We start from the raw sequence: 12,791 nt of genomic DNA, 5'->3' as shown, positions 1-12,791 counted from the left end.
CTGATATTTTGATAAATATAAGATTACTTCCCACAGTCCTCATCTCCCGACATCTTAAATAGAATTTGAAGATATAAGATTCAAATTATCAGGCAGGAACAGGGCATTTCTGTCCTGTAATAAAAAAGCATTAGCCGATGGTATTGGTTTTTTATTTGTTTTTATCTTAGCCAGATGAAACCCCTTCTTGTATTATTGACCGTTATTTTTTCGTCTGCCACCTTTGCCCAGAAAATGGAAACCTATTACGATTACCGGTGGAAGGAAACAACCCCGAATATGGCCCGCTTTCTGGGAGTAACTGAAAAAACAGATTCTGGCTGGCACCGGCGTGATTATTTTATTCAGGAAAAATTGCTGCAGATGGATGGTACCTATGAGGACAGTACCTGTAAAAAAGCGAACGGGCATTTCCGGTATTTTCATCCCAACGGAAATTTATGGTCGGCCGGGAATTATGTTCATGGAAAACGGGATGGTCTTTGGGTGAGCTATCATTATAACGGAGTGATGGATGATTCTATCAGTTACGATAAAGGACATAAGACTGGTAACTGCTATGGGTGGTACGAAAACGGTAATATGTCTGATTCATCTTCCTGGAACCCCGATGGCAGTGGAGTAGCAGTTGGCTGGTTCAATAATGGTAACCCTTCCTATGCCGGCCGCTATGGCCCCGGTGAAAAAATGCAGGGTAAATGGATGTATTTTCATCGTAACGGAAAACCAAGTGCTGCCGAAATGTATGAGAATGGAAAATTGATCGACAAACAATATTATGATGAACAGGGAAACTCAATGGATACAGTGAATAGAGACAGGAGTGCGCAGTTTCCCGGCGGGCTCAAAGGCTGGCAAAAATACCTGAACAATAAATTATATTTTCCCACCCAATACAAAATTGTCAATGGCGATAGGGCCATTGTTGTCGTAGAAGCCATCATCGATGAAGAAGGAAATGTAACAGATGCTACCGTGAGCACGCCTTTTTTTCCTGCTTTTGATAAGATAGCGCTTGAGGTTATTCGCAAATCGCCCAAATGGGAGCCTGCTGTTTCACACAACAGGAAATTGCGTTACAAAATAAAACAACCTGTGGCTTTTACACAGCAAACCCAATAGATTGCGTATATAAGATGAACCGGAGTGCAACAGTTCCTGCAGCGGCTAACCCGGGCTGGATATTATTCAGTGTTTAATTTAAAATATCTATAAAATTCTCTTTGACCCTTCGAAGTAATAGTGATCGCTCTTGAGTTTTTTTGTCTTCGGATCCAGTCCGATGCGATCATATGTTCCAGCAATGCTGCCGCGAGGGCGCCTGCTATATGGTAACGCCGTTCGCTCCAGTCAAGACAGGGGCGTAGGAATGATCGTCGCTTTTTTTTGATCTCGTCAATATTCATTCCCAGATCTGAAAAAACAGTTCCTCCTTTTGGGGTAAGTTCGAAGGTCTTGCCGTTTTCTGTGATAATGCCTTCACGTAAAAGGCTGTCAGTAAGGGCAACTCCAACCTTACCGGCCAGGTGATCATAACAGGTTCTGCAATTTCTTATAGCTGAATTATTGTCATTGGTAGATATAGTGGTGGTAGAACCAGGTGGTATCAGATTGGCCATCGCTTCAATAGCATAGGCAATTTCTTTTCTGGAAAATTTATAGTACCTGTGACGCCCCTGGGTTTCTACAGATAATAGATCCGCCTGCACCAACCTGGCAATATGCATGCTTAAATTGGGGGCTGTAGTGCCGGTAACGATCGTCAGTTCAGTTGCCGTTAAGGCTTTGCCATCTAATAAAGCCCACATGATAGCGGCCCTTACCGGTTCGCCGATCAAACCTGCCATCTTTTTAAACTGATCTTCCATATGCAATTACACTTCAATATAGAATGAAGTATTAGTAAGTAAAATTAAATAATCTTGCCAGGGAAATTAAATTCAAAAAATGAGATCAGTATTATTTCTTCAATCAGAGGAACCGGATCCGTATGCCCTGTATAAAAGTATGCGGTCAACAACCCCCGTCTTCCGGGATGACGCGAATAAGATTACCGGTATTTATTCTTATGGGTATTGTAAGGCTATTCTCAATAACCCATTGGCGTTGATCCCTTCCATAAACAATACGGGATTGAATGAGCAGGCATTGATAATGGTAAACAGGTTTGCAAGATTAAGAAATCCGCCTGCTCATGCTGCAGCCCGGCAGGCAGCAACGGGTATGCTTACATGCGCAAAGCCTTATCCCGCCTCACAGCTCGTAAAAGAGTTGCTGGCAGGTAACAGTGATAGCCCGCAAATAAACTGGGTTGATGTTGTTTGCAAACAACTACCGGTGCTGATGCTACTAAAGGGCTTTGATTTTAGTAAGGATGACTGTAAAGAGCTAACAGCCCGCATTGAACATATTGTTAAAATAATGCATCCGGGCAAAAGCGAAGAACAGATTGCCGGGATAAATGAAGTGGCAACCTGTATTTACCAGATTATTGAAAGACATATTCTTAACTCCCCTTTGCTCAGCAGGGTATTAAACACAGGTATTCCTGGCGATGGTTTGAACAAGGATGAATGGCTTGCGGTATGTGTAAGTAACCTGGCGGGTTTATTGATTCAAAGTTATGATGCATGCCGCGGGTTATTGGGTAATGCAATGATCCAAATGCTGAATTACAGCACTTCTTTGCGGCAAATTGTCAATGACAGATCCAATTTGAAGAAGTTTGTAATAGAAACGGTACGGTACGACCCGCCCGTGCAAAATACGAGAAGGATAGCGGGGGATGATATTGTTTTGGCGGATTGGAAAATTAAAAAAGGGGAAATGCTACTGATCGTATTGGCTGCGGCTAACCGCGATGAAAGTCATTTTTCAGATCCGGATACTTTTAATATACATAGAAGCAATAATACCGATCATTTGACCTTTGGAACCGGGGCACACGCCTGCCTGGCCGCAGACTTTGCCATAGGCATGACGATGGCCGCAATACATTGTTTCTTTGATCAATATCCAAATGCGAAGCTGTATTCCGATCCTATTCAATATGAGGCTGCCGTTAATGGGCGGTTGCCAAAGAATTTAATTATCTCTTTAACCTAATCTATAAAGAATGATCGCTGTTATTTTTGAGGTAGAACCTGCCAACGAAGCGAAAAAACAGGAATATTTATCAATAGCGGCCGAACTTATGCCTGTATTAGAGAAAGTGGATGGATTTATTTCCATTGAACGCTTTCAAAGCCTTGCCAATAATGGAAAAATTCTATCGCTCTCGTTCTGGCGCGATGAAGAAAGTATAGAGAAATGGCGTAATATGGAATTACATCGTTTTGCCCAGGCAAGAGGGAGAAAGGATGTATTTAGAGACTATAGATTAAGGATTGCTGGGGTTATTCGTGATTACGGCCTGGTTAACAGAATTGAAGCGCCTGCAGACAGTAAGGCGTATCATACAAAATTGCAATGATATTATTTCCATGATATATTTGCCTTCTAAATATCAAGGCAAACATGCGCTTAACTATTACTTTATTGATCGCTACCCTGTTTACAACTGTATTTTCTATCCCTTCATTTACCCAAACACCACATAATCGAACCGATACCCTTCATAACCACCTTTACACGGTAGGTGTTGGCGCCGGATTAATAGGCGGGTTGTACGACGGCAATTACCCTTACCGGTTATTGAAACAGCATGGAAATTTTGGGTTGGGTGCGCCCGATAAATTAGATGGCGAACTGGTTGTATTCCAGGGAAAGATCTATCAAACCCAACACACCGGAAAAACAGTTGAGATAGATGACCGGCAGCTAACGCCCTTTGCGATGGTTAATTTCTTTCAGCCCGACAAAAAGATCACGGTTAACAGTGCCATGAACAAAGAGTCGCTTTTTCATTATCTGGATAGCCTACTCACCAGTATGAATGGCCTTTATGCCATTCACATCAGTGGAAAGTTCAGCTATATAAAGACCAGGGCTTTTCCGCCGGTAAAGGAACATGAGCATACACCCCTGGCGGCCATGCTGCCATTGCAGCATTTCTTTGAATTTAGTACTGTACAGGGTGACCTCATAGGCTACCGCCTGCCTGCCTTTATGGATAATACGAATATTTCAGGGTATCATTTCCATTTTTTATCGGCTCAAAAAGATGCCGGCGGACATATCATAGATCTAAAAACCGACAGCATTACCATTGAGATCGATAAACTGGACAGCTATACGATCAATGTGCCCTCAACCAGCGAGTTTGATCAGTTCGATTTTAAAAAGAACCGGGATGAGGATATCAAAAGCGTGGAGCGGGGAAAAGCAGCAGGAAAATAGTTTGAGAACTTCACTTCTTATAAAAAGAAAAGCCTTAGAAATTGATCTAAGGCTTTTTTTATTAGTTCTGTAGTCATTAATTGATCCTGATCCTGGCCCAGCGAATTTTGTCGGATATGCCTCCTAAACCTTTGATCTTTTGTAATGGTATTATCATTGAGTGCGCGTCTACCGGGATCAGGTATTCAGTTACAGCAAGATAATTCTCTTTCTTCAGGTCTATCAGAATACTTCTGTTCACTGTTCCGTCGGTTTCTATGATCGCACCTGCCATGATGAGACTTTTATATACATCAGAACCAGTGGGGCTTTCAGTAATACTCTTGTTCAAATTAACAATGTTGTCATCATAAAAGACAACCACTTTGTTTTGAAACGGAAAAGCGACAAAGGAGTCGCCGATTGTAGACTCCATGCTTTTCCTGATTTTTGGTATGCGGGCGAATACCGCTCCGCTTTCTTCAAATGACACGTTTAAAATATCTCCGGAAATATAAGCCGCTGCCCTTGTACCCCATACCATGCTCCTGAATTCACCGATCATGTTTAGAACACCGTTTTCTTTTTCAATAAAGCGAGGTGAAAACCCAGGGTTTATACCGATATTTTTTCTGGAGTCTCCCCAACCATCCTGTTCGAATCGTTTTATCAGCGTATCAGGAAAGGCAGTTGTTGTCATGCCTGCTAATTTGAACTCCCCTGCATCTATTTTTGTGTGAAAAACCCCTTTCAACATGGAAGAATTCGGGTTGTCCATATAAGTGCCGGCTACATGAATTGTTTTGTTGTCTTTGGAAGAAAACACCTCCATGTTTGATATTGTAAAGTTCAGGTTAAGCGGTATATCGTGCGGCTTTGATGCTTCTTTTTTGATGACAGCGACCCTGTTATCGTTTTTGGGGCCACTTATTTTATATGCCACATAAACATTGCCGCTATTGTCAATACAGGCTGATTTAAAATTGTAGTCTGTTGAGGTAGAAATGTCCTGTAATTTGCTCCAGGTAACATTCATGTTTTCGTCAAGAACTGAGATGAAGCACTTGCTGTCTCCTCCTGCCGTGAGCAATAAAAGATTTCGTTTGCCATCGGGCGAAGGCTTACAGATGTATTTGAGTGAATTTTGAAGTGATTCTGAGAATTTTAATTTATAATCGGTATTGGCGATGGCCCCTATTATTTTAGGCGTACCCGCCTCAAGCGTTTCCGGATTTATTTCTACGGCCATTACATTACCGATTGTATTTTTTTCCTGCACCTCATGATATATGATATAAACTTTTCCGTTTATTTTTCTGATATCTGTAAAAAAAGGACCGTAAACACGGTCGCCATTTGACAGCGATTTATTTTGCAGCATTACCATATTGCTGTCATGTTGTATTACTGTAATAGCCAGCCTTACTTTGTTCCAACCAAATCCATAACTTAAATGATTGGTACTCCCCATTGGTAAATATCTTATAAAGTGATTGCCGGCTTTAATGGTCGAGGGGCCATAACCAGCTTCTAATTCATCAGAAATGGTAACGTTTATTTGTTGGGCAAATGCGGAATTAAAAAGCGCAAGTAATAATAGAGGGATTAGGGTTAACTTCATTTTCTACTTTTGGCGAATATAATATAAATAATTTGTCTAATGTACGCTTATAAATGTCAGTGTGCTGGTGTGAATATCAGGTGTACTATTTATTTTGATTGCTCGGCCGGTCCCCTTATATTTGTTACAAGCCGGCAATATTCCAGCCGCAATCTCCAGGAAGGTATTTTAGGGTAGATCTCTTATTCTTAATTTCTATAAACCATTTTAAACTATGGACTCATTATCAACTGTTGAGTACATTATCATCCTTTGTATCTAAGGATATAATTATTTTATTGTTAGAACCAATGGCAGGGTAGCCTGCCATAAGGAATTTCATTTCCTGTAAGTAAACTATGTATTGCCGGAACAGGGATGCTAACATTACAAAAAGGTCTTACAGTCGTGAGACCTTTTCTTATTATACAAAATGTTCAAGGTGCTTTTGCAGGGTTCGGCTTCAATTTCCGTGTCCTGTAGGTACTGGTCGAGCGTAATGAGCGCACTGGCAACCAGGAGCGTAATGGCAGGTTTGTAAGTCAGCCATTTGATATAATAAATAGGAACTACTTAACATGACTTTAATACCTGTTTGCTACCTTTGGTGATGACCATGGGCTTAAATAAAGTTACTTACCCGGTTTTCAAAAAAGACCAGCCTGACGATACCTTCAAATTTCAACCGTTGCCACAGCCATCAGGCATGTATCCTTTTCATTTGAATTTACATTCTTTGTTGCATCCTGTAAGTTCCAACAAAATGATCTTTCATATGGTAGGTGATACCGGCAGTGTGAAGCAATCACAATTTCAGCGCCTCGTTGCCGGGGAAATGATAAAACAATATAGTGACGCTGCTGTGGAAGACAGGCCACAATTCCTGTTCCATCTGGGCGACGTGGTATATTCCTTTGGAGAGGCAGAAAATTATTATTCGCAATTTTTTGCTCCCTACAGCAATTACCCCGCACCTGTGTTTGCTATTGCTGGTAACCATGATGCAGATGTAAATCCTGCCAGGCAGCCTTATAAAAGTCTCGACGCATTTATGAAGGTCTTCTGCGATGAGGAAGCGCGGCCTGTTATTTTCAGTAAAGATGCTGCTAGAAAAAGTTTAATACAGCCGAATGTTTACTGGACGCTCGAAACACCTCTTGCAAACATGTTGGGGTTATATGGCAACGTCCCAAAATATGGGATGATTACAAAAGAACAGAAAGATTGGTTTTACGAAGAACTGAAGACTGCTCAACGGCAGAGGCCGGAAAAGGCAATCATTGTTTGTGTTCATCATGCACCCTATTCTGCAGACAGTAATCACGCTTCCAGTCCTGTTATGATTGAGTTTCTTGAAGAAGCTTTTAAGCAAACCGGAGTACTTCCTGATATAGTTTTTAGTGGACATGTACACAATTATCAGCGATTCAGCCGCCATTATTCAGAAGGTTCCGTTGTTCCATTTGTTGTTGCAGGCGCCGGTGGCTATGATGATTTGCACCCACTGGTTATAGAGGGCAGTAAAGACTTTTTTGCGGATCCTTCTATAGCTGCAGCTGTGCATCTTGAACAATACTGCGACAACAAGCATGGCTTTTTGAAGATAGCCATTGAAAAAACCAATCAGGGATTGATGCTAACCGGTGAATATTTTTCGATACCGCATGTAGATCATTTTGGTGAGGAAATAACCTCATTTCTGACAGACAGATTTCAAATTTCCTGCGGTCAGAGAATGAAACATTGAGTGACCAATAAAAAACCTGCAATAATCTATTGCAGGTTTTTTATTGATTGCGTGAATTAGTTGAATCAATAGCCTTACTTAATAACTATAGCTGCCCGGGCCGGTATCGGATGTCGTTAATGGCGCACTGGGCATAGCCGGATTTGATCCGCTGGTGCTGTTGTTGGAAAATACAGTATTGCCCGGTAACCGCAAGTCGAGCAATGGAGAGGCGCTGCCCCGGAGTGCATTGTTTGAAAACGTGCAACCGGTTGGCGGCAGTAAATCGTTGCTGCCATGGCCAATGATAACTCCACGGGTATTCATATTGATCCAAATATTGCCGGTAATACTGGCGTTAAATACCTGCGCATGGCTAAAGTTTGAACTGGTATAGCTGTCTCCGGCACCCAGCACAAATCCATAATCCTGGGGATTATCGACATAATTCCCTGTGACAGTATGGTTCTTTTCATAGATCTTTATGCCACCAGTACCTGTTTTTCCTGCCTGTAGCATTAGGTTGCCGGAGATGGTGTTACTGTTACCTGCCCGGGAAGAGATGGTACCTATCGACGTGCGGAAGGTATTGGTGCGAACCGTATTGTTAGAACTTTTGATAGAAATGATCTCTGCATCGCCATCGCAGTTCACAAAAAGATTGCTTTCCACCACGGTACTGGTATTCTGATAGTCGCCGGCCACACCAATACCGCCAAGTACCATTATTTCACCAGTACTGGCGGCCATGTCATGGAAGTAGTTATGATCAATCCGCGTATTGCGGGCCATATTGGGATTGTTAGGCCCGTTGCCATTGGCCCAACTGGTACGGTCTGACGGGACCGTTATACCGGTACGGTTTCCACGCACAAAAATATAATGACCCTTTACACTATTAGAACCAAATTCATTGTGATCAACACGGTTATTATTACTATTCCCGCTCAACATTACCCATTGGGTGCCGCTGGCCTGCCCGCTAAGCTTAAACGTGTTGCCGGCAAGGCGGCAACTGTTGCTGGCCTCCATCCATACTGCTACCGGGAACGATTCGCCATCCACCGTTTGGGTTGAACCGGCTGTGGTGACCTTCAATCCCTGGATGGTAACCGAGGAAACCTTGCTCAGCCGGATAATGCCAGAAGAAACAGTAGCGCTGCCTTTATTGGCAGCCTGAATGGTAATGCCACTTTTGGTGACGGTAAAACCTGCGTATGTTCCATTGGCCAGCACGATCTTATCGCCCGATACGGCAGATGACATGGCTGTATTCAACTGGGAATTGTTAGATACGTTGAATGTAGTGGTTTCTTCTACCGGCGGGTTATCGTTAGTTGCCACTTCAGACCTGGCACCTGTTTTTTTGCAGGCGGTGGCTGAAAAAGTTGTTATAAGCAGAAATAGCAGCAATCGATTGTTCACAACTGCGCATAGGTTGAATAATACCCTTTTCATTGGCAAGGTGTTTGATTTTTTTAATAAATGATTAGTAGTTTCCGTGATCCGGATCAAAAGCAATTACTGGCCGTAACCTTCCGTGGTAGCACATTTGCAAATGACTAAGTAGAAGAAGCAATGTAAATTTAAAAACATAGGCTACTGAGCAGTAGTGGCCGATTGGCCTTTCATTATTGGATATTTACATTACTTTTAGTGATTATTTAACCTGCCCCGGAGCTTAATTTCATATTGACAATATATATAATTTCCGGCATTTATGAGTCAGGACAATTCACGTAAGCACAGTTTTGATGAAGTGGCTTTATTATATAATGAAATAAGGCCACGCTATCCTGAAGCATTATTTTCAACATTGATCGATGTTACCCGATTGCATGAGGAATCAAAATTGCTGGAAATTGGTCCGGGAACCGGACAGGCAACAAGGCCATTGGCAAAAAGGGGCTTTGCTATTACAGCTATTGAATTAGGAGTTGCTTTATCGGAAGTTGCAAAATATGAATTGCGCGACTATAAAAATGTAGAGATATTTACTGGCGCATTTGAAGAAATAACATTGCCGGCAAATTCGTTCGATCTGATCTTTGCCGCAACTGCTTTTCATTGGATTGATCCTTCAGTCAGATATTCGAAGCCACACAGCTTGCTAAAGGATAAGGGACACCTGGCTATTATTCACACCCATCATATCTCAGATGAAAAGGGGGATCATTTTTTTAATGCCTCACAAGCTATATATGACCGCTACGATTTTACTGACAAAAACCAAAAGCCAAAATTTCTTAAAAATAAAGAGCTAAAGGCAAGCGATATTGATGAACACTTATTTAAACTTACCCATTTTCAGGTTTTTCCAACAACTATAACTTATAATGTTACGCAATTTGTGAAGTTATTAAATACCTATTCCAATCACCTTGCTGCTCCAAAAGAAGTTCAGCAAGCCTTTTACGAAGAAATGGAAAACCTGATAAATAATGAATTTCAGGGTAAAGTAGAAAAATGGTTTTCAATGTCGTTGACTGTTGCAGAGAAAATATAGGCTGGTTTTTCTGTGGGGTTGTTTCTTAATAATATCAGTTGAAATAATTCCCAAAACGGTTAATATTGCTGCTTCCAATTTTAAACGCATGATCAAGACCTTCAAAAATATAATTCTCCTGCTGGCTATGAGTGCTTCAGCGTTTGCACAGCAGACCGTGACACCAGGCGTTTCCCGTGAATTGGCTGCCTGGCGCCGAACGGAGATAGGGGATATCCGCTACCAGCTCGACTTCCAGGTAACTGCCGCCAAAAGCGAAAGCATCCGCGGTACGGAAACTATTTATTGCAGGCTGAAGAGCAATGCACAACCATTACAGATCGATTTCAAACAGAACGCAGATCACATACAGGCAATCTCCGTTAACGGCAAAACGATTAAACCCAGGTTGGAAAATGAGCACATTGTGATTGCCCCCTCATTGCTGCGAAAAGGCAAAAATGCCGTTGAACTGCAATTCATCGCCGGCGATGCGTCGCTGAACCGGAATGAAGATTATCTATACGCTTTGTTTGTGCCAGACCGCGCCCGCACCGTATTTCCCTGCTTCGATCAGCCAGACCTGAAAGCGCATTTTGCATTGACGCTACGGGTACCATCCGGTTGGAAAGCACTGGCCAATGGTACGCTGAAAGACAGCACCACTAATGGTTCGCAAACCATTTATGAATTTGCCGATTCTGACCTGCTGCCTACTTATCTCTTCTCTTTCACCGCCGGAAAATATTCCGTTGCCCGGAAGCAGATCGGGCAGTTTAATGCGGAGTTCCTTTACCGGGAAACCGATCCAGGCAGCAACGTAGATTCCATATTCCAGGCGCACGCCGATGCGCTCCGCTTTCTTGAATCATGGACGGGCATACGGTATCCTTTCCAGAAAGTGGGCTTTGCAGCCATTCCGGATTTTCAGTTCGGCGGCATGGAGCATCCGGGCGAGGTGCAGTATAAAGCTGTATCGCTCTTTCTGAAAGAACCTACGAAAGACCAGCTCATTGCCCGTACAGGTCTTATTTCTCACGAAACAGCGCATATGTGGTTTGGCGACCTGGTGACCATGCAATGGTTCAATGATGTGTGGATGAAAGAGGTGTTTGCTAACTTCATGGCCGATAAAGTAGTGGAACAATTGATGGGTAGCGAAACCTTCAACCTTCAATTTCTGCAAGACCATTACCCCAGCGCTTATGGAGTAGACCGCACGCCCGGCGCCAATCCAATACGCCAGCAGCTTGATAATTTACAGGAGGCCGGATCCATGTACGGTAGCATCATCTATCATAAAGCACCCATCATGATGCGCCAGATGGAATTACTGATGGGGAAAGACAATTTCCGGAAAGGTGTACAGGAATATTTGCATAAATACGCCTACAACAATGCCACCTGGAATGACCTCGTGCAAATTCTGGCCCGGTACAGCAGGTATGACCTGTTCAGTTGGAACAAGGTTTGGGTTAACCAACCCGGCCGTCCTGTTTTCGATTATACGGTCAGCTACAAGGGAGATAAAATAGATAGACTCAATATCACACAACGCCCTGAAACAGGCGCGCAGCGTTTTTGGCCGCAGGCTTTTGCCATCACACTGGTGTATGCAGACAGTATTCGCACCATTCGGGTGAACATGAACACCGCCAGCATGGAGCTGAAAGCAGCGACAGGATTGATGAAACCACAGTTCATGCTGTTCAACTCAGATGGCATTGGTTATGGGCTTTTTCCGGCAGATAAAGCCATGCAGGAACAGATCTTCAGTTTGAAAAGTGCTGTGAGCCGTGCGGCTGCGTATGTGAACGTTTATGAGAATGTGCTGTCGGGCCGGTATATGTCGCCGGGTGAACTGCTTGCCCTGTTTACAAAGAGTTTGGTCATCGAAAAAGAGGAAACGAACCTCAAATTGCTTACGGGGTATATTGCCAGTCTTAACTGGATTTTCAATTCACCCAACAACCGCGCAGCATTTGCGCCTCAGTTGGAAGAAACCCTGTGGAAGGCCATGGAAGCACAAACGCCACCGAATAATAAAAAGATATTATTCAGGGCTTACCAGAATGTATATGTGAGCAATGAGGCAGGTAAACGGATCTATGATATATGGCAGCAACAGCAACCCCCGGCAGGTATAAAGCTGGCGGAAGAAGATTACATTTCACTGGCGCTCACTATTGCATTGAAGAACGATACCGCATCCTCCGTTATCACGCAGCAACGCGATCGCCTGAAGGATGCGGATAAAAAAGCTCGGTTGAATTTTCTGCTGCCAGCGTTATCATCCAGTGTTGCGGTAAGAGATAGTTTCTTCACCAGCCTCAGCGACCGCAAAAACAGGACAAAAGAGGCCTGGGTAGTTACTGCACAGGGATATCTTCATCATCCATTACGGCAATCTACGGCTTACAAATATTTACCACAAAGTCTTGCGTTGGTAGAAGAGATCCAGCGCACGGGAGATATCTTTTTTCCGCAAAGCTGGTTGGGGGCTACTTTTGGCGCTTATCAAACGAAAGAGGCCTGGCAGGTGGTGCAACAATTCCTGCAGCAACACCCCGGCTATAACCCGAAGCTGAAAGCGAAGATCCTGCAAACTACTGATAACCTGTATAGGGCGCAGAAGTTGGTGGAGTGATCCCCAAATTGCAGTT

10 protein-coding genes are annotated in these 12,791 nt (G+C 43.1%); 7 read left to right on the top strand and 3 right to left on the bottom strand.

The features are described 5' to 3' along the window. The first annotated feature begins 174 nt into the window (after positions 1 to 174). Complete coding sequence (locus A3860_RS30935) at positions 175 to 1,122, top strand: energy transducer TonB (protein WP_081154007.1); 948 nt, start codon at positions 175 to 177, stop codon at positions 1,120 to 1,122. 62 nt (positions 1,123 to 1,184) lie between these two features. Here A3860_RS30935 and A3860_RS30930 read toward each other — a convergent pair whose 3' ends face one another. Continuing rightward, complete coding sequence (locus A3860_RS30930; RefSeq protein WP_081154005.1) at positions 1,185 to 1,868, bottom strand: ArsR/SmtB family transcription factor; 684 nt, start codon at positions 1,866 to 1,868, stop codon at positions 1,185 to 1,187. A gap of 79 nt (positions 1,869 to 1,947) precedes the next feature. Between A3860_RS30930 and A3860_RS30925 the strand changes: the two genes are divergently transcribed. The 3 genes from A3860_RS30925 to budA are packed head-to-tail and all read left to right on the top strand — an operon-like array spanning position 1,948 to position 4,338. Then, entirely contained in the window at positions 1,948 to 3,105 is a 1,158-nt protein-coding gene (locus A3860_RS30925) for a cytochrome P450 (protein ID WP_081154003.1), read from the top strand. Positions 3,106 to 3,115: 10 nt separating this feature from the next. Then, positions 3,116 to 3,472: an antibiotic biosynthesis monooxygenase family protein gene (locus A3860_RS30920; protein ID WP_081154001.1), complete on the top strand. Its 357-nt coding sequence runs from the start codon at positions 3,116 to 3,118 to the stop codon at positions 3,470 to 3,472. Positions 3,473 to 3,516: 44 nt separating this feature from the next. After that, complete coding sequence (gene budA / locus A3860_RS30915; protein ID WP_081153999.1) at positions 3,517 to 4,338, top strand: acetolactate decarboxylase; 822 nt, start codon at positions 3,517 to 3,519, stop codon at positions 4,336 to 4,338. A 76-nt stretch (positions 4,339 to 4,414) separates the two neighbouring features. Here budA and A3860_RS30910 read toward each other — a convergent pair whose 3' ends face one another. After that, positions 4,415 to 5,938, bottom strand: a complete 1,524-nt coding sequence (locus tag A3860_RS30910; RefSeq protein ID WP_081153997.1) for a hypothetical protein — start codon at positions 5,936 to 5,938, stop codon at positions 4,415 to 4,417. 754 nt (positions 5,939 to 6,692) lie between these two features. On the opposite strand from A3860_RS30910, the gene A3860_RS30905 reads away from it, so the two are divergent. After that, on the top strand, positions 6,693 to 7,664 hold the full coding sequence (locus A3860_RS30905; RefSeq protein ID WP_216823549.1) for a metallophosphoesterase family protein: 972 nt from the start codon (positions 6,693 to 6,695) through the stop codon (positions 7,662 to 7,664). A 78-nt stretch (positions 7,665 to 7,742) separates the two neighbouring features. Here the strand turns inward: A3860_RS30905 and A3860_RS30900 are convergent, their stop codons facing one another. Then, positions 7,743 to 9,101, bottom strand: a complete 1,359-nt coding sequence (locus A3860_RS30900) for a polysaccharide lyase 6 family protein (protein WP_081153995.1) — start codon at positions 9,099 to 9,101, stop codon at positions 7,743 to 7,745. A 262-nt stretch (positions 9,102 to 9,363) separates the two neighbouring features. Here A3860_RS30900 and A3860_RS30895 point away from each other — a divergent pair, with 262 nt between their 5' ends. Continuing rightward, positions 9,364 to 10,149 (top strand): class I SAM-dependent methyltransferase, encoded by a 786-nt coding sequence (locus tag A3860_RS30895; protein ID WP_081153993.1) that lies wholly within the window; start codon positions 9,364 to 9,366, stop codon positions 10,147 to 10,149. Positions 10,150 to 10,237: 88 nt separating this feature from the next. Then, a complete protein-coding gene (locus A3860_RS30890) occupies positions 10,238 to 12,775 on the top strand; it encodes a M1 family aminopeptidase (RefSeq protein ID WP_245843671.1) in 2,538 nt (845 codons plus the stop codon). Positions 12,776 to 12,791 lie beyond the last annotated feature (16 nt).

The organism is Niastella vici (assembly GCF_002077945.1).
Lineage (GTDB): Bacteria > Bacteroidota > Bacteroidia > Chitinophagales > Chitinophagaceae > Niastella > Niastella vici.
This window is presented reverse-complemented; position numbering and strand designations above follow the sequence as displayed.